This window comes from Erwinia typographi (genome assembly GCF_000773975.1).
Lineage (GTDB): Bacteria > Pseudomonadota > Gammaproteobacteria > Enterobacterales > Enterobacteriaceae > Erwinia > Erwinia typographi.
On record NZ_JRUQ01000039.1, the window covers coordinates 61,912 to 80,401 of the forward strand.

17 protein-coding genes are annotated in these 18,490 nt (G+C 56.5%); 15 read left to right on the forward strand and 2 right to left on the reverse strand.

Going from position 1 to position 18,490, the window contains the following annotated elements; translation table 11 throughout:
* Positions 1-66: 66 nt before the first annotated feature.
* From NG99_RS13060 to NG99_RS13080, 5 genes are all read left to right on the forward strand, one after another.
* The gene (locus tag NG99_RS13060) at positions 67-1,287 is read left to right on the forward strand and encodes a D-arabinono-1,4-lactone oxidase (RefSeq protein ID WP_034893366.1); all 1,221 of its coding nucleotides are present in this window, start codon (positions 67-69) and stop codon (positions 1,285-1,287) included.
* Between the two features lie 87 nt (positions 1,288-1,374).
* Entirely contained in the window at positions 1,375-2,481 is a 1,107-nt protein-coding gene (locus NG99_RS13065; protein ID WP_034893371.1) for a mandelate racemase/muconate lactonizing enzyme family protein, read from the forward strand.
* The gene (locus NG99_RS13070) at positions 2,481-3,539 is read left to right on the forward strand and encodes a proline racemase family protein (RefSeq protein ID WP_034893373.1); all 1,059 of its coding nucleotides are present in this window, start codon (positions 2,481-2,483) and stop codon (positions 3,537-3,539) included. The genes NG99_RS13065 and NG99_RS13070 overlap by 1 nt, the downstream gene beginning before the upstream one ends.
* A 25-nt stretch (positions 3,540-3,564) precedes the next feature.
* A complete protein-coding gene (locus NG99_RS13075) occupies positions 3,565-4,473 on the forward strand; it encodes a dihydrodipicolinate synthase family protein (protein ID WP_034893376.1) in 909 nt (302 codons plus the stop codon).
* Positions 4,474-4,531: 58 nt separating this feature from the next.
* Positions 4,532-5,512: a dihydrodipicolinate synthase family protein gene (locus NG99_RS13080; protein ID WP_034893380.1), complete on the forward strand. Its 981-nt coding sequence runs from the start codon at positions 4,532-4,534 to the stop codon at positions 5,510-5,512.
* A gap of 169 nt (positions 5,513-5,681) precedes the next feature.
* Here NG99_RS13080 and NG99_RS13085 read toward each other — a convergent pair whose 3' ends face one another.
* On the reverse strand, positions 5,682-7,109 hold the full coding sequence (locus NG99_RS13085) for an NAD(P)/FAD-dependent oxidoreductase (RefSeq protein WP_034893383.1): 1,428 nt from the start codon (positions 7,107-7,109) through the stop codon (positions 5,682-5,684).
* 210 nt (positions 7,110-7,319) lie between these two features.
* Here NG99_RS13085 and NG99_RS13090 point away from each other — a divergent pair, with 210 nt between their 5' ends.
* Complete coding sequence (locus tag NG99_RS13090; protein ID WP_084110519.1) at positions 7,320-8,204, forward strand: transporter substrate-binding domain-containing protein; 885 nt, start codon at positions 7,320-7,322, stop codon at positions 8,202-8,204.
* 219 nt (positions 8,205-8,423) lie between these two features.
* A complete protein-coding gene (locus NG99_RS13095; protein WP_034893388.1) occupies positions 8,424-9,080 on the forward strand; it encodes a GntR family transcriptional regulator in 657 nt (218 codons plus the stop codon).
* A 58-nt stretch (positions 9,081-9,138) separates the two neighbouring features.
* Here the strand turns inward: NG99_RS13095 and NG99_RS13100 are convergent, their stop codons facing one another.
* Positions 9,139-9,876, reverse strand: coding sequence for an amino acid ABC transporter ATP-binding protein (locus NG99_RS13100; RefSeq protein WP_034893391.1), 738 nt, complete (start codon positions 9,874-9,876; stop codon positions 9,139-9,141).
* A gap of 299 nt (positions 9,877-10,175) precedes the next feature.
* Between NG99_RS13100 and pxpB the strand changes: the two genes are divergently transcribed.
* The 8 genes from pxpB (at position 10,176) to NG99_RS13140 (ending at position 18,425) form a co-directional block, all read left to right on the forward strand.
* Positions 10,176-10,835, forward strand: coding sequence for a 5-oxoprolinase subunit PxpB (pxpB, locus tag NG99_RS13105; protein WP_034893394.1), 660 nt, complete (start codon positions 10,176-10,178; stop codon positions 10,833-10,835).
* Positions 10,832-11,806 carry a 5-oxoprolinase subunit C family protein gene (locus tag NG99_RS13110; protein WP_034893397.1) on the forward strand — a complete coding sequence of 325 codons (975 nt, stop codon included), beginning with the start codon at positions 10,832-10,834 and terminating at the stop codon, positions 11,804-11,806. The genes pxpB and NG99_RS13110 overlap by 4 nt, the downstream gene beginning before the upstream one ends.
* A gap of 19 nt (positions 11,807-11,825) precedes the next feature.
* The gene (locus tag NG99_RS13115) at positions 11,826-12,608 is read left to right on the forward strand and encodes a LamB/YcsF family protein (protein ID WP_034893400.1); all 783 of its coding nucleotides are present in this window, start codon (positions 11,826-11,828) and stop codon (positions 12,606-12,608) included.
* 11 nt (positions 12,609-12,619) lie between these two features.
* Positions 12,620-13,453, forward strand: coding sequence for a transporter substrate-binding domain-containing protein (locus NG99_RS13120; protein ID WP_034893403.1), 834 nt, complete (start codon positions 12,620-12,622; stop codon positions 13,451-13,453).
* 148 nt (positions 13,454-13,601) lie between these two features.
* Positions 13,602-14,396, forward strand: a complete 795-nt coding sequence (locus NG99_RS13125) for an enoyl-CoA hydratase (RefSeq protein ID WP_034893406.1) — start codon at positions 13,602-13,604, stop codon at positions 14,394-14,396.
* 3 nt (positions 14,397-14,399) lie between these two features.
* Positions 14,400-15,596, forward strand: a complete 1,197-nt coding sequence (locus NG99_RS13130) for a CaiB/BaiF CoA transferase family protein (protein WP_084110520.1) — start codon at positions 14,400-14,402, stop codon at positions 15,594-15,596.
* 54 nt (positions 15,597-15,650) lie between these two features.
* Entirely contained in the window at positions 15,651-16,859 is a 1,209-nt protein-coding gene (locus NG99_RS13135; RefSeq protein WP_034893409.1) for an aspartate transaminase, read from the forward strand.
* A 12-nt stretch (positions 16,860-16,871) separates the two neighbouring features.
* On the forward strand, positions 16,872-18,425 hold the full coding sequence (locus NG99_RS13140) for an MFS transporter (protein ID WP_052130696.1): 1,554 nt from the start codon (positions 16,872-16,874) through the stop codon (positions 18,423-18,425).
* Positions 18,426-18,490 lie beyond the last annotated feature (65 nt).

Sequence of the window (18,490 nt, forward strand, 5' to 3'; positions counted from 1 at the left end):
ACACATAATGTGTGTTTAGATTTTATCCGTCAAGTTCAATCACGAACAAATTGGAGGAGGGTGATCATGGCGACATTTACCTGGACAAACTGGGGTAAAAATCAGTCGTTTAGTGCGGCGCAATTCGCAAAACCAGCCAGCGAAGAGCAGGCCGTCGAGCTGGTGCGCCGGGCATTGCGCCAGGGGAACAGCGTGCGGGTCGCCGGCAGCGGACATTCGTTCACGCCAGTGGTGCAAACCGACAGTCTGCTGCTCGATCTCTCCGCGTTCAGCGGCGTAATCAGTGTGGACCATGGACAACGGCAGGCCACTGTCGCTGGCGGTTCACCCCTCGCTGCGCTGGGAGAACCGCTGTGGCAACAGGGCCTGTCAATTGAAAACCAGGGTGATATTGACGCGCAATCCATTGCCGGGGCGATCGCCACCGGCACCAAGGGTTCTGGTATCGCCTTCGGCTCGCTCTCTTCACGCGTGACCTCGTTGCGCGTGATCAACGGCCTTGGCGAGGTGGTCGATATTGATGCGCGCAGTGAAGATTTTCTCAACGCGGCTCAGGTGTCGCTCGGGATGCTGGGGCCGGTACTGCGCGTCGGATTGCAGCTGGTGCCAGCTTACAGGCTGAAAGAAGAAAATGTCATCCTGCCAATGCAAGAGGTGTTACGTCAGTGGGATTATTTTCTTGAAAACTATCGCCACTTCTCATTCTGGTGGATGCCGACGGCGAGGTCGGCCGCTATGTACCGACTGGGCGATGTGCCTGCCGATCACTGTTTCGTCAAACTGCTGCGCGAAGTGCCGGTCGGCGAAAACGATCGCCCTGAAGGGACGCTCAACCAGCGCACCGATCGCGCTTATCGCATCTATCCCGATGGCACCACCGATGCCGAGTTTCATGAACTTGAATATATGGTGGCGGCCGATGACGCGCGGGAAGCGGTGGCGCGGATGCAGCACCTGATGCTGAAACAGTTCCCGGAGGAGATTTCGCCGCTACAGGTGCGCTGGCAAAAGGCCGATCGCGGTTTTCTTTCGCCGCAAAGCGGGCGCGACAGCACCTCCATTTCGGTATCGGGCGAGATTGGCCGCGACTACACGCCGTTTTTGCAGGCCGTCGATCGCACGCTACAGCCGCTGGCAGCAAGGCCGCACTGGGGAAAACTGCATTTTCTCGATGGTCAGCGCGTCGCCGCGCTTTACCCTGACTATGCGCGTTTTCTGCAAATCCGTCGGCAGTTCGATCCACACAATCGCTTTCTTAACCCCCATCTGGCGGCGCTGTTCTCCTGAAACCGGCTGGCGGAAAAAAGCGCATTGACAGCCTTAAAGTTGAATGTAATATATTACCCATAACCAATCACCAACATGAGCGGACCCATGAAGATCACGGCAATTGAAGTTTATGGACACCAACTGACCTATGCGCACGGTGAATATGTGATGTCGGGCGGACGTGCCGCGCAGCGCCAGCACTCCACGCTGGTCCGTATCCTGACCGATGAGGGCGTGGAAGGTTGGGGCGAAAGCTGCACGCTGGGCGGCACTTATTTACCGGCCTTCGCGGAAGGGACGCGGGAAGCTGTCCGGGTTATGGCGCCGTCATTAATTGGCGAAGACCCGACTAATCTGGTGGCGATCCATCAGCTGATGGATCGCTCACTGCTCGGACAGAACAGCGCCAAAAGCGCTATTGATATCGCCTGCTGGGATCTGTTGGGCAAAGTGGCCGGGTTGCCGATCGCGCGTCTGATTGGCGGCATTGCCCAGCCGGATTTTCCGCTGTATGAGGCGGTACCGCTGGCGTCGCCCGCCGACATGGCGGCATTTGTCCGTATGCGCAGCGAAGCCGGGATCAGCCGCTTTCAGCTGAAGGTCGGCAACGACCCTTATGACGACGCCGCCCGCACCCGCAGCGTGGTTGAAGCCTGCTCTAAAGATGTGGTGATCGTGGCGGATGCCAACGGGGGCTGGAACCTCCAGTCGGCGGTGATTGCCGTGCGCGAGCTGGCTGGATTGAACATCTTTATTGAACAACCCTGCCGCGATACCGCTGATTGCGCACTGGTGCAGCGCATGAGTTCGCTGCCGCTGGTGATGGACGAATCGGTGGTCAATGCCGCAGAGCTCTATCGTGCGAAATATGATGCGGGCGCGGTGTCCGTCAACATTAAGCTGGCGCGCGTCGGAGGGATCACCGGGGCCGTGCGTATGCGCGATCAGGCTCAGGAGCTCGGCATGACGATCTGTATTGAAGACGTGTGGGGGGGCGATCTGACCAGCGCGGCAGTGGCCCACGTAGCTGCCAGCACTCGCGCTGATGCGCTGATGCACGCCTCATTTTTTAATGACTGGACGCTCGAACACGTTGCTGGCTACCAGCCGCGCTCGGTGCGTGGCCGGGGTAAAGCGCCTGAAGCCCCCGGACTGGGCATTGAGGTCGATATCCATACCCTCGGCCCGGCTCTGTTCCGGGTGGAAAAGTGATGAGCGGCTTTTCACTGCCCGCCAGCGCTATTGACTGGCTCCAGCGGGCCGATCGTCAAACGATACTGGCGGTGGATTCACACACCGGCGGCAATCCAACCCGCATCGTCTTATCCGGCATCGATCTGCCTGCACAAGCGTCAACGGTGGACGGTGCGCGCAGATGGTTGCGCGAGCACGACGATCGCTGGCGCCGTCGTCTGGTGCACGAGCCGCGTGGCGGAGGACTGACCTGCGCGGTCCTGCCCGTCTTTACGCCAGAAGATGATTGCGATATTGGCGCCGTGTTCCTTGAACCGGGGTCTTATCCGCCGATGTGCGGCCACTGCATGATTGGCTTTGCATCAACGATCGTTGAGCTGAATCTGCTCCCTGACCTGTGGCGCGACGATCCCTGCCGCACCTCGTTTCGCGTTCGCACCCCTGCGGGAGCGATTGGCATAACCGCAAGGCGCGAAGGCGACAGATTCACCACCGTGACGCTGGTCAACGTAGAGTCTTTTGTAGTCAGCCAGTCCACCTGCGAGGTTGACGGGCGAGGCATTCCGGTCGAGCTGCTCTATGGCGGCGATTACTATATTTCGGTGGATGCCAGAAAAATCGGCCTGGCGCTAACGCGCGATAGCGCGACCGAGATTGTGCAATTCGCCCGGCAGCTGCGTGCCGCCTACACGCGAAACGGCGTGCGCGATCCGCTGGATAACGCCACGCTGGATGTCTATCAGGTCCTGTTTTATGACTACGACCCGGCGCAGCCGCTGCGCGCCAAAATTGTGGTGGTGGCGCCGCCGGGGGTCATTGACCGCTCGCCCTGCGGCACCGGCACCAGCGCGCTGTTCGCCAAACTGGTGACGGAAGGCCACGTACGGCCGGATGAGGTGGTGACCACTGAGAGCATTATCGGCTCAACCTTTACCGTCACCGCCGAACGGCTGCGTAACAGCGGACAACGCTGCTTTATTACCCCTGCGCTCACCGGGCGCGCTTACATCAACGGATTCCTGACTATCGCAGCTGATTCAGATGATGAACTGGCTGATGGTTTTCCGCCGCTCTGACATACATTAATGGAGATTCAGCACAATGACCCTTAAAGGTGTACTTTCCGCCATCGTCACGCCGTTCACTGCTGATGGTGAACAGATTGATGAAAAGGCGCTGCGCAAGCTTGTGGACCAAAACATCGCCGATGGCGTAGACGGCTTTGTTCCTGCGGGCGGTACGGGAGAATTTTCCGTTCTGTCGCATCAGGAGCGCCTGAAGCTGGTGGAGATTGTCTGCGAACAGTCCGCGGGCCGCGCCACGGTGCTGGCACACGTTGGCGCAACGTCATCGCGTGAAGCCGTGACTTTTGCCAGGCACGCTGAAAGCGCCGGGGCTACGGCTCTGATGCTGGCGACGCCTTACTATGAGCCGATCGGCTTCGACGAAGCCTTTTCCTACTACGCCGACGTTGCTGCCGCCACCGATCTGCCTGTCTGCGCCTACAACTTCCCGCCGGCGACCGGTCTGCATCTGGATGTTGATTTCCTGCTGAAGCTGGCGCGCGAGATCCCGCAGGTGAAATATGTCAAAGACTCCTCCGCCAACATTATGCAGATGAATTCGCTGCTGATGGAACATCGCAACGACATCACCTTCTTCAACGGTGAAGACGTGCTGATGCTGCCAGCCATGCTGATGAAAGCGCCGGGTATGGTGATGGGCACCGGTAACTTTATGGCGCCTGCGCTGGCCACTATGCAGCGTGCGGTAGAGAAGGGCGATGACCAGACGGTGGTGGATATCTGGCGACAAATCTACCCGCTGGTCTTCCTGCTGGGTTCCGGCCGTTACAACAGCGGTATCAAGGCCGCCTGTGAACTGCTGGGCCTGCGCGTTGGGCCAGTGCGCGCGCCGATTCCACAGTACAGCGCCGCGCAGAAAGAAGTCCTGCGTCAGACGCTGGCTGCGCTTGACCCGGCCTTACTCACTGGCGCGGCGCGCCAATAATTTCAATTACGGCAATCCGCGGTTGCCTGATTTCACTGAACGGGATGGGAGAAGTGCTATGAAAGCAAAAATTTTTTCCGGCGTTATCCCGGCGTTAATGACGCCGTGCGATGAGGGCAGGCAACCTGATTTCGATTCGCTGGTGCGCAAAGCCAAACAGCTGATCGCCAGCGGCATGTCGGCGGTGGTGTACTGCGGTTCGATGGGCGACTGGCCTCTGCTGACCGATGCTCAGCGTATGGAAGGCGTCGAGCGGCTGGTCAAGGCCGGTATTCCGGTGATTGTCGGCACTGGCGCAGTCAACACGGCTACGGCAGTGGCGCACGCGGCGCACGCGCAGAAGGTTGGGGCGAAAGGCCTGATGGTTATCCCACGCGTGCTGTCACGCGGTTCGGTCATTGCCGCTCAGAAAGAGCACTTCAAAGCTATTCTGACTGCCGCGCCGGATCTGCCTGCGGTGATCTATAACAGCCCGTATTACGGCTTTGCCACCCGCGCCGATCTGTTCTTCACTCTGCGCAGCGAACATCCGAATCTGGTTGGCTTTAAAGAGTTCGGCGGCTTTGACGATCTGCGCTATGCCGCTGAAAACATCACCAGCCGCGACGACGATGTCACGCTGATGGTGGGGGTGGACACCGCGGTGGTGCACGGTTTTGTCAACTGTGGCGCAACCGGCGCAATTACCGGCATCGGCAATGTCTTGCCGTTTGAAGTGCTGCATCTGTGCAAGCTTTCACAGGCGGCGGCAGAAGGCGACAGCGACGCGCGCCTGCGCGCCCAGGAGCTGGAACAGGCCCTGGGTATCCTCTCCTCGTTCGATGCCGGTCCTGATTTGGTGCTGTTTTTCAAATACATGATGGTGCTGCGCGGCGACAAAGAGTATGCGCTGCACTTTAATCAGTCCGATGTATTGAGCGACAGCCAGCGCGGATATGTGGAGAAACAGTTAAGTCTGTTTGACCGCTGGTACGACGAATGGAGCCAGCTGCCGGGCGCAGTGCAACGCTGCAAAAGCGGTATGGAACGGGCCGCGTAACGGCGGCCAGTAAAACAGAAGGGCGGTTCATGGTGAACCGCCCTTTTTTGTGGGCAAACTAAAGGGGAATTCTCAGCGAATTCCCCTTTGTTCATCCGTGCAACTGGGGGCTTGCGATCCCCCCTGGTCATGCTGCTGGTAACGCCGGTTAGCCGGAGAAAAACCGGGCTTATGCCTGCTCCTTAAAAGGCGCGGTTTTGCGTTCAACCACTTTCAGCGGCGTCCATTTCTGCTCCTGACCGCTGAGGTGAACGCGCGCGCGGCGTGCCGCTTCATGGCCGGAGCCGGTCGCGATCTCCATGTTGCCAATTTCGGCAAAGTAATCGCCGGCAAAATGAATATTCACATCATTACGTTCGCAATAGCTGAGCATCGGCTGGAAATCAAAACCGGCAGGGCGATAGGTGTTGCCCGGCGTCCAGCGCTGCACAATCGTCTCTTTAACGTGGCCCTGTAAGGTGGGGAACATTTTGTAGACGTCCGCCAGATAGCGGTCGCGGATCTCGTCATCGGTTAACTTCAGCATCTGACGCGCCGGTTCACCGCCGGAATAGACCATCAGACTGCCGCCCGGCTTGCGCTGTCCGGTGGTGCGCAGTGGGTTGGCGTGGTTGAAGAACATATCAAAGGACGCGTCCGGCGTGGTAATCGCATAAATATCATCATACGGCATCGGGCCTGGCTCATCGGTAATGATCCCCATTGTCGGGAAGGGACCGTACTGCACGGCTTGCAGCGTCTGACGGACATCGTCCGGGATCTCTTTGACAATATCTGAGGCCTGATAAGCGGGCACTGCGATGATCACTTCCGCAGCGGTAACAACCTGTTCCTGACCTTCACTTTCATAGACTACGGTAACCAGATCGCCGGTTTTGCTGACGGATTTCACGCTGGTGTGATAGCGCACGCGATCGCCCAGCAGCTCCATCATCACTTCGCCAAAACGTCCCGACCCGCCATTTAGATTCAGCGCCATTGAGTCGCCTTTGCCGGCCCACACGGCGCCAAACAGCGAGACGCCAACGCCGGCATGTTGATCTTCCATCTCGGCGGCTGCCCGGCGGGCGGCTGACTGAAACAGCGCTTCAAGGCGTTTTGGCAGCGGGCCCATAAAATCGCGGAAAGACTGGTCTGCCAGATAGCTGGCAACGCGCGCGCGGCGGCGCTGATTGTTCTCGCCATAGACGGGCGCCATCGCCTGTTGCCAGCCCTTTACCGCTTTCAAAATCTTTAAGCCACGAGTCGCCATGACGAAGCGTTCGCGAAGGGTCATGTTCAGCGTCAGCGGCAGCGCGGAGACCATTTTCGGCTTGTAAACTTTACCGCCCCAGCAAATAGCAAACTTATTGCCGGGGATCTTGATCACCTCTAAACCGATGGAGTGGAGGATGTTACGCATATGCGAGCCCGCTGGCGGAAAAAGGTGGCCACCCAGGTTCAGCCAGTAATCGCCACGGGACATCGAATACAGCCGCCCGCCCAGCCGGTGCGTTTTTTCCAGAACCAGAATTTTTTTATCTCTGAGTTCCCAGGCCGCAGACAGACCGGAAGGGCCGCCGCCAACAACAATGACATCAAAATCGGGTTTAACCATTTTCTTGTTTCACCTCAATTGCTTGCTTGTACGATTGTCTCGCCCTGACGAGGGGGTTGTCCTGCACGCCGCCGATCGTGCGAGTGTGAATTTGCACAGTTGCAGTGGCTGTGTGTAACGGGTAATATATTACACGTAATACCTTATTGTCAAACTGGCGTACTTCTTCCAAACCTTTATCGTGACGTGCATTCACCAGAGGAGAGTTGTATGAAATCAAGTCGTTCTAAGGGGTTGTGTCTGCTTGCCTTACTGGCAACGGGCGCGCTCGCAGGTAGCCATGCCATGGCGCAGACCGGCGCAACCAAAGCCGATAATGTCGCGGCAATGCTGCCGAAGGCACTGAAGGACTCAGGCGAGCTGCGCATCGCCGTTCCTGATATCGGTAAGCCGCTGGCCTACAAAGAGGGCGGTAGCCTGAAAGGCATGGATGTCGATTTGGCACAGGCGGTAGCCGCCACCATGGGGCTGAAAGCTAACATCAGCCTGATCCCCTTCTCGGCCGCACTGACGGGCTTACAGGCCAATAAATTTGATATCTCCTACGGCGAGTTTTACGTCACTAAGGAGCGCCTGCAGGTGGCGGACTTCGTCACCAACTGGCAGGACTACAGCACCTTCCTGGTGAAGAAAGGCAAAGCCTTCCAGCCTAAGGCGCTGACTGACATTTGCGGCCAAAAAGTGGGCGCGATGGCCGGTTCTGCCGAACTGGCCACTCTGAAATCCGCCGGAGCCGGCTGTTCCGGCAAGCCGCCGATTGTGAGCGCCTTCCCATCAATTAACAACGCGGTGCTGGCGCTGAACAGCAGCCGGGTTGAGGGGGTGTTAATTAACCGGGGCGGGGCGCAGGAGTCTATTCGACTGGATACCGGTTTAGACGCCTCGGGTGAAATTGGGGGCGGGCCAACCGCCACGGCGATCGCGCGCAACGCCAACGCCGGAGAGCTGCTGGTGGCGATGAAAGCGGCCTATGACCATCTGATCCAGAGCGGTGAATATGGCAAAATTCTTGATAAAAACGATACCGCTTACGGGGCGGTGACCGCCGCCGAGACGTTTAAAGAGGGCTCCACCCCGCCAAAATACGGTTTTTAGTGGTTTCCCAGGGACGGGGCACTATTTTCACGGTGAAATAGCAGCAAACGGCTCCGCTGAACGATAGAAAAAACTAATGCATCCGGCGAAGATTTTCACGCTGAATGCGGTCTGGCATTTCCATTATGATAAGAAAAGTGAATCACTGTTGAGAAAGTCAGATAACGGAATTAATATGTAGCATGTTATCGACTACTGCAGTATGCGTCTGAGGTTTATATGGAACAGGAACATCAAGTTTTACGGCAATCAAATTTGCGCGATCAGGCGCTCTCTATTCTCAAGCTACGGCTGATCTCTGGCGACCTTGCTCCGGGGCAAATTTACTCCGCCTCTGCGCTGGCGGAAGAGCTGGGGGTGTCTAACAGTCCGGTGCGTGAAGCGATGCTGACCCTGGTGAATCAGGGATTGATGGAAACGGTACGCAATCGTGGTTTCCGCGTGGTGCATTTCAGTGATAAAGAGCGGCAGAATGTCTACGACCTGCGCGTCCTGCTGGAAGTGCCGTCAATGGTCAAACTGGCCACGCTGAAAGATCGCATCGCCGTGCGCAAGGACGAATTCATGAAGATCGCCGCGGATATGGTTATTTACGCCAAAGAGGGGAACATTCCGGGGTATCTGGAAATGGACCACCGGTTTCATCTTGGTCTGCTGTCGCTGCTGGGGAACGAGCCGCTGGTGGCGATTGTTGAAAATCTGCGCGACCAGTCGCGTCAGTATGGCCTGAAAGCGCTGCGCGAAAGCGGCGGGCTGGTAAAATCAGCCGAAGAGCACCAGCCGATTCTGGAAGCGATGCTCGCCGGGAAAACGACGCTGACCTCAGAGCTGATGACGCGCCATTTGAGTCATTTTATGTCTGACTGGGCTGGCTGAAGGCAACACGCTACGGCCTGACGCGTGCGTCCGGTACCGCAAGCGCCCGTCCGGGCCGCTAATGATTGCGCAGATCGCTGATGAATTGCCGGGCGCGCGAGTGGCTGGGGGAAGTAAAGAAGTGCTCAGGCGTTGCCTTTTCCAGGATCCTGCCTTCATCCATAAACCAGATAGTGTCGGCGACTTCCCTGGCAAAATTCATTTCATGCGTCACGCAGATCATGGTCATACCGTCTCTGGCAAGGGCGCGCATCACGTTGAGCACTTCACCGACCATCTCCGGGTCTAGCGCGGAGGTTGGCTCATCAAACAGCATCACCGGCGGTTTCATCGCCAGCGCACGGGCGATAGCGACGCGCTGCTGTTGCCCTCCCGACAGCTGACCGGGATAGGCATTGGCCTTGTGTGATAATCCCACCCGCTCCAGCAGCTCGCCAGCGAGCGCCTGAACCTCATCGCGCTTAACGCCAAGCACCTTAGCCGGGGACAACATAATATTTTCCAGCACCGAAAGATGCGGAAAAAGATTGAAGTTCTGGAACACAAACCCTATTCGGGTTCGCAGCTGGTTGAGCCGGGTGCTGGTGCCATGAATATCCAGACCATCAAACAGTATTTGCCCTTTCTGAATGGATTCAAGACGATTCACCGTGCGTATTAACGTTGATTTTCCCGAGCCGGAAGGCCCGCATATCACCACCACTTCCCCTTTTTTAATCTCGCCATTCAGTTCTTTTAGCGCAGGGTACTCGCCGTACCATTTACTGACCTGATTAAAAATAATAAACGGGGTCATACTCACTCCCTAATCTGAACTGAACCAAGCCAACTAAAAATTGGCGCCGGACGCCAGTGAGACATCACTCAGAACACCCTGAATTTTGACTGTAGCGGGACAGGCACTGAGTGCATAAGACAGGATGATTTTGATGACATAAACAGCAATTATAGTAGTGGGCGTCCGTTTGCCGCTTACCGCCACGCCGTGAGAAATTCTTATAAGCGCTGGTTATCACAACATAGTGCATGAATATTTTTTTCTTAAGACTCAGAACATTAGTCTGGTGCTATCAACGCCATTCGGAGTTCTGAGTCATGAACGATTGTCCCGTAATTAGTTGCCTGGGCACCAGCGCACTGCTGTTTGATGCGGGTGGGGTAACAACGCTAGCCCAGCAGCAGCGCATCTGGGCACTCAGCATGGCGGCCTCAGGCTGGAAAGAGATCCGTGAAGCGGTGCCTTGTCTGAATAATTTGCTGCTGTTCTTTTCTGATACTCCGCCCCGGCAAATTGACTCTCTGCGTGAAAAGCTGCTGAACGAGTGGAACAAAAACGAATACCTCCAGTTAGAAGGCAAAATTGTTGAGCTTCGCGTCGACTACGGCGGCGAGTTTGGCCCACGGATGGAACATGTCTGTGAACACACCGGACTGAGCGTTGAGAGCGTCGTCGAGCTGCACAGCACGCCTCTCTATACCGTTTTTGGTCTTGGAAGCCATCCCGGTCACTGCTATCTGGAGGGGCTGGATCGGCGACTTACCACCCCGCGACGTAAGGTTCCCATTCTGGATAATCCGCTCGGATCGGTGGCTATCGGCGGGTCGCAAACCAGTGTTTCAGCCTCCGCCGGACCAAGCGGCTGGAATCAGATTGGGCTGACGCACAAAGCGTTCTTTGATTACACCGCTTCTCCGCCTGCCCTGATGCGGCCGGGAGATAAAATTCGCTTCTGCCCGGAAAAGGTGATCCGATGATTGAGATTATCTCAGAAACTCGCCTGAGCAGTGTCCAGGATCTTGGCCGCTATGGTCAATTACATCAGGGCGTCGGGATGTCCGGCGTAATGGACAAACCGGCGCTGAGCATTGGCAACATGATGGTGGGCAACGATCCCAACGCGGCGGGCATAGAGATTCCGTTTTTCCCCTTTACGATCCGCTTTCACCAGACCTGCACCTTTGCTGTTACCGGCGCGGATACGCAGGCCAGCCTGGAGCAAAAACCGCTGTTGCCCTGGTGGACTGCGCGCGCGCTGGCTGGACAAACGCTAACGTTACGCCGCCCTCGCTCAGGCGTGCGGGCCTATCTGACCGTGGCCGGAGGGATTCAGGTTGATAAGGTGCTGGGATCGCGCAGTACCCAGTTACGCGGCGCCTTTGGCGGCATGGAAGGGCGAATGCTCCAGCGGGGCGATCGGCTGCCGCTGCATCAGGACACAGACCGGGGAGCCGGTGACTTCGGCATCGTGCCGCCAGACGAGATATTGCCGTTACTGAAAGATAATCAGCCAGCGGTCCGGGTTATTCCCGCCGCTGAATATCCGCTGTTTCCGCCGGCGTGTCGTCAGGCGCTGTGGCAGGAACCCTGGAAGATCACCTCGCAGAGCAACCGCTATGGCTTCCGGCTGGAAGGCACGCCGCTGCTGCCGGAGAAGCCGCTGGAAATGCGCTCTCACGGTATTGTGCCGGGAGTGATCCAGGTTCCTCACGGCGGGCAGCCGATTATTCAGATGCGCGATGCTCAGCCGATGGGAGGCTATCCCAAGATTGGCGCGGTGATTGAAGCGGATATCTGGCGGTTAAGCCAGATACCGATTGGCAAATCCGTGCGCTTTATTGAGACGAATTATGAGCAGGGCCTGGCGGCTCTGGAAGCGGTTCAGGGGTATTTGAAACAGGTACGGGAGATGGTGACCCTTCACCAGATATCCCGCAAAACGGCATAACGCTGACGGGGAAAGAACCATGTTAGAAGTCGATATTAATGCCGATCTCGGTGAAGGATTTGGTCCATGGAAAATGGGCGAGGACGAGCAGTTAATGCAACTGATCTCTTCAGCCAATATTGCCTGCGGATTTCATGCGGGCGACCCCTCGATCATGCGCAATACGCTGTTGCGCGCAAAAGAGCTGGGCATTGATGCTGGCGCGCACGTAGGGTTTCCTGACCTGGTTGGCTTTGGCCGCCGTCGGATGATGATCGATCCCCAGACTTTATGTGACCTGGTGCTGTATCAGCTTGCCGCCATTTCGGGCATGGCGGAGATGATTGGTCATCCGATCAGGCTGATGAGCTTTCATGGCGCGCTGGGCAATATGATCGCTGAAGATGAAGAGCTAGCTACTCCGCTGGTCGCCGCGGTGGCTGCCTTCAATCCTGAGCTGGTGATCAAGTCTTCGCTCAGCCCCTGTATTCGCAACGCGGCGGCCAGATGCGGCGGCATTAAGGTTGAAACTGTTTTTCATGCTGACCGTGAGTATGACGAGCAGGGATTACTGGTATCACGAAAGCTGCCGGGCGCGGTGATTCACGATAATCAGAAAGTGATGCAGCGCGTCAGTCAGTTCCTGCATGAAGGCACCGCTAAGACTATTGCAGGCAACACTATTACTATCCCTGCGCGATCCATTCTGGTTCATGGGGACAATGCCGGTGCCGTTGAGTTGGCTCGTGCTATCAGAGAAGAAGTCATCCGCCTGGGCGGAAAAGTGGTTCCTTTATCAAAATTGTCTTCCACTCTGGGTTAAGGGGAATGGTCATGCGTATACGAACACTCACAGCACTGCTGTTGGTCAGTCATCTTGTGCCACTGGCTGCCCATGCCGAGCAGTTAGATGACGTGCTGGCGAAAAAAACGATGGTATGCGGCGTGCAGTCCAGCACGCCGCCGTTTGGCTATCCCGATCCTGAGACTCGCGCGCAGATTGGGCACGATGTGGATTTATGCCGCGCCATCGCCGCGAAGTTAGGCGTGGCGGTGACCATCAAACCGGTCTCTACCGAAGCGAAAGTCCCGGAGATTAAGCTGGGGCATGTGGATATCGGCATTATGAACCTTGCCTACACCGTTTCCCGGGGTAAGGAGATTCACTTCAGCGATCCCTATTACGTCACCCGGGAAATGCTGGTGGTGTTAGCGAGCAACCCGAAAAATACGCTCGCTGAATTTAAGGGCCAGCGCATTGGCGCCAGCAAAGGGTCGACATCGGAACTGGCGATCCGCCTGCAAGGCGCAAAGCCAGTGACCTTTGAAGATGCCGCCTCGGCCTATATCGCCGCGATTCAGCACAAAACGGTTGGCTTTGTGAATAACGAAATGACCGCTAAGCAGTTTATTCAGCGGGCGAAGAAAAGCGGCGTTGAGCTGAAGATGATTGCTGAGCCGATGGCGCTGGAGCCCGTTAGCGTAGGAATGCGTTATGGCGAACCGAAAATGTACGACAAAATAAACAGCATTCTTTTTGAACTCGAAAGCGATGGGACGCTGAATAAAATCTGGGATAAATGGATTGGCGCAGGCACGACCTACAATATGGTCCGCAAGGACAAAGTCCAGAAAATGTCGGACATTAATTTTAAACCACTTCCCTGATAATAATGGGTGAGCGAGGTTACTGCCTGGCTCACTTATTAACGTCGACAGATTGTAAGTTTGCTGAAAAGTAAACGCGGCTGATAAAGCTGCGTTTCATTCACGCATCTCTGCTGTGTATCCGGCGGAGATAAATAAAGAGGTGAATATGACTACGGAAACATCGAAAATTATCTCCAGGGTGACTGGTCCAATTGGCTGGATTTCCTTTAACGACCCGGCTAAGCATAATGCCATTTCTATTGATATGGCGCGCGCCGTACCTGAAATTGTCGCCAGCTTTGAAGACAATAAGGATATACGCGTCATTATTTTACGGGGCGCGGGGGAACGTGCCTTTGCCGCAGGCTCGAATATTTCCTCTTTTGGCGAAGTCAGAAATAATCCCGAGCAAAATCACCAATACCATCTGATTAATGAAGCCGCCTACAATGCATTCTATTATTGCTCTAAACCTACCATTGCAATGATTAAGGGTTATTGCATCGGCGGCGGCCTGGATTTTGCCACCAGCTGCGATATTCGCCTGTGCGCTGATAACGGCGTCTTTGCTATTCCCGCCGCCCGGCTGGGGCTGGGTTACGGCTATGAAGGTCAAATCCGGCTCAACCGCATTGTCGGCCCCATGTATGGTCGCGACATTTTCTTCACCGGCCGTCATTACAACGCGCAGGAAGCGTTAAAGATGGGGCTGGTGCATAACGTGGTGTCCGGCGAAAACTTTGAACAGTACGTTAACGAATATGCGATGAAGGTGGCGCAGAATGCGCCAATGACGCTGGCCGCCATTAAACGGGCGTTTATTGAGCTGGAAAAAGACGAAAGTGAGCGCGATATGTCCGCCGCGCAAAAATTAATTGATGCCTGCTTCAAGAGTGCAGATTACCAGGAAGGCCGGGCAGCATTTGCTGAAAAACGGCTTCCACAGTTCAGGGGAGAATAGGCCGTGACTGAGAAAGCCAATCGCCAGGGGCCGCTGGCGGCAATTAAAGTACTGGATTTAACCCGCGTTCGGGCAGGACCGGCCTGCGTCCGTCAATTTGCTGACTGGGGGGCTGACGTTATTAAAATTGAAAGCCCTGAATATATGGAGGTCAGCGACGGCTGGGGAGGATTACGTGACGGGCCAGATTTTCAGAATCTCCACCGTAATAAAAGATCGCTGGCCATTAATTTAAAAGATCCCGAAGGTATAGCCATTTTTTATAAATTAGTCGCAGAAGCGGATGTGGTGGTTGAGAACTTTCGCCCCGACGTTAAATTCCGCCTTGGCATTGACTACGAAACGCTGGCTGAGATTAACCCGCGCATTGTTTATGCCAGCATTTCAGGTTTTGGTCAGGATGGGCCCTATGCGAAACGTCCGGGTTTCGATCACATCGTACAGGGAATGGGCGGACTGATGTCCCTGAACGGCGATGCAAGCCACGGCCCGATGCGTGCCGGGTTTGCCGTGGCTGATGTCGGCGCGGGGATGTACTGTGCCATCGCCATCATGACGGCGCTGCTGGAACGCCAGACTTCCGGTCGCGGCCAGTGGGTCCAGGTTTCCCTGCTACAGACGATGGTGTCGATGCTTGATTTTCAGGCCGCGCGCTGGCTCTTTTTGCAGGAGATCCCACAGCAGCCCGGCAACGATCATCCGACTTCCATTCCTACCGGCGTTTATCCCACTTCAGATGGCTATATCACCATCGCCGCAGGCGAACAGGCGATGTTCCGGCGTCTGTGCGCCTCTCTGCAGCGAATGGATTTGATGGAGCATCCCGACTTCTGCTCCGAATCGCTGCGTTCAGAAAACCGGGTCGCGCTGAATACCATCCTGTCAGCTATCACCCGTACCCGTACCCGCGCGGAATGGATCGCCCTGTTTGAGAAAGATTCGGTGGCAGCCGGTCCGATTAACAGCATTGATGAGGTCTTTGCCGATCCCCAGGTTCAGCACCTTGGCATCGCGCAACCTTTGCATCATCCAAGGCTTGGTGATGTGGAGGTCGTCGGCCAGCCCTTTATTCTCAACCGCACACCGAGCCAGATGCGTACGGTCGCGCCCGATCGCGGCGCGCACAACCACGATATTTTGTCCGACATCGGCTATTCGCCGGAGCAAATTACCGCACTGAAAGAGAAGGGTGTGCTGTAGCGCCTGCGTGCAGTGGTCAGGTCATCGTAAAAGCAAAAACAGATGGAGAAGGCTATGAGTAATTCCCGTATTGCACAACGAATTCAGCAAATTAAGCAATCCCCCAGTGGCGCCGCCGCCGACCGCGCTCTGGAGTTGAAGCGTCAGGGTAGCCCGGTTATCAGCCTGGTGGTGGGTGAACCTGATTTTGATACGCCGCAGCATATTCGCCAGGCCGCGTGGGAGGCGATGGAGCAGGGCGATACCCGCTATACGCATAACTCCGGCACAGTCGCGCTGCGTGAGGCGATTGCGCAGAAACTCCAGACTGAAAATGGCGTGAGCTATGCGCTGAACGAAATCATCGTCACGCATGGTGCGAAAGGGGCGGTGTTTCTGGCATTAGGGGCCACGCTCAATAAGGACGATGAGGTGATTATTCCCGCGCCTTACTGGGTCTCCTACCCGGATATGGTGAAACTGTGCGAGGGCAAGCCCGTGGTGGTGCCCTGCCCGGAGTCTGCCGGTTTCAAGCTGACGCCGGAAGCGCTGGAAAGCGCTATTACCCCAAGGACGCGCTGGCTGCTGATCAACTCTCCCAGTAATCCGACGGGAGCCTGCTACACCGCTGAGGACTATCGGGCGCTGGCGCAGGTCCTGCTGCGACATCCGCAGGTGATGGTCATGACCGACGAAATTTACGAGCACATTCGCTACGGTTCCCTTGAGAACCCGAATATTGTGGCGGTGGAACCACAGTTACGCGACCGAACGCTGATCGTTAACGGCGTCTCTAAAAGTTATGCCATGACCGGATGGCGCATCGGTTTTATTGCCGGGCCAGCCGATCTGATCAAGGCGATCGCCACCATGAAATCACAGACGGCTGGCGCAACCTGTTCCATCAGTCAGGCTGCGGCTATCGCCGCCTACTCGGGCGATCAGTCGGTGCTTGCCCATAACCGGGAAATCTATGCTCAGCGTCGCGACAGCGCTATTCAGCTGATCAATGCGATTGAGGGTTTGTCCTGCCTGCCGCCCGACGGCGCGTTCTATCTCTATATCAACTGTGCCGAAGTGATCGGCAAGCGCACGGCCAGCGGAACGCTGCTGGAAACGGACAATGACGTGGTGCTCTATCTGCTTGAAAAAGCCAACGTGGCGCTGGTTCCCGGCTCTGCCTACGGACTTTCTCCCTATTTCCGCGCCTCCATTGCGACATCAATGCAAAATATTGAGACGGGCTTTTCCCGCATCGCCAGCGCCCTGTCAGCATTGCAATAGAGGGGCAGCATCATGGCGGAATCTACACCCTCACTTGCGCTGCACGATGGCCAGCCGCGTGACTTCAGAGCCTCTCTGTTGGCGATGTGCGGCATTTCGCTGGTGATGCTGCTTTCTTCACTGGAACAGACGATAGTGGGCAATGCGCTGCCCAGTATCGTGAACGACCTGAAAGATTTTGATTTGTATGCCTGGGTGGCCACCAGTTATCTGCTGGCCAGCATGGTGGCGATCCCCATCACCGGCCGACTTGGGGATTACTACGGGCGAAAGCCCTTTGTCCTGGCCTCCACGCTGATTTTTACCCTTGGCTCGGTCTGGTGCGGCCTGGCCCGCGAGATGCTGGAACTGGTGTTTGCCAGGGGGCTACAGGGGATTGGCGGAGGGATGGTGATTGGTAGCGCCTTCGCCTGTATCCCTGAGCTTTTTCCCGACACCCATCGTCGTCTGCGCTGGCAAATTATTCTTAGCGTGGTTTCCAGCGTGGCGAATGCCGCAGGCCCGGCTCTTGGCGGGTATGTCAGCAGCCACTATGGCTGGCGCTACGTTTTCTGGCTGAATATTCCGTTAGGGTTTATCGCGCTGCTCTTTGCATGGCGATTCCTGCCCTATTTTCCGCCGCGTGCCAGGGGCAAACCGCGGGTCGACTGGCCGGGGGCGGTGATGGTTGCGGCGGCATTAATCTCCCTCCAGCTGCTGGTGGAGTGGCTGCCTGAGCGGCATCTCCAGCTGATTTGCGGCCTGGCAGGCATCCTGGCGATCTCGGCTGTCGGTCTCTGCTGGTGGGAACCGCGGGCGCGCGATCCGCTGCTGCCGGGGGCGCTGTTTGCTCATCACGCGCTGCGTAAGCTTTATTATCTGGCCCTGCTGATCGGCGGCGTGATGTTCTCCTTCTTTATCTACCTGCCGCTGCTGTTTCAGGGGGGCTACGGCTTTGCTGCCTCAGACGCGGGCGTGCTGATCACGCCGCTGGCGCTGTGCATGACGCTCGGGGCGATAGTTAACGGTCGGCTGGTTACGCGTATTCCCAACCCCTCACTGTTACCCTTCCTCGGCGTCAGCCTGCTGTTGCTGGCGAGCCTGGGCTTTGCGTTTATCGGTACGCGCGCAGGTTTCTCCAGCCTGCTGGCGCTGACCTTTACCGCTGGCTGCGGGTTGGGTTTTACCCTGATCAACCTGACGCTATTTACCCAGTCGCTAACGCAGCCGCAGCATATGGGGATTGCGACCGCCATGCAAAAATCCCTGCGGCTGGTTGGGGCTTTAATCGCGACGGCGGTGATGGGAACGCTGGTGAAAAGCCTCTATCAGTTTAATGTGACGAGGATCTTCACCCGTGCCGGGCAGGTTCAGCACATCATGCTTTATAATGATCCTCAGATGCTGATTCGCAGCGGGCAGCCCATTGATGCCCTCCATCAGACGCTGTTGCCGCTAGCCAGGCAGGCATTGCTTCATGCCATGTCGATGAGCCTGGCGTTTGTGGCGCTGTTGGCGGTGATTGCGCTGATTCTGATCGCCAAACTGCCTTCTATCCCGCTGAGCCAAAAAACGTCGGATAAGTAAACGTTCAGGCCATCAATCAGACCTTCACTTCTTTATATGCCGGCCGAGGGTCGGCAGCGCATGCA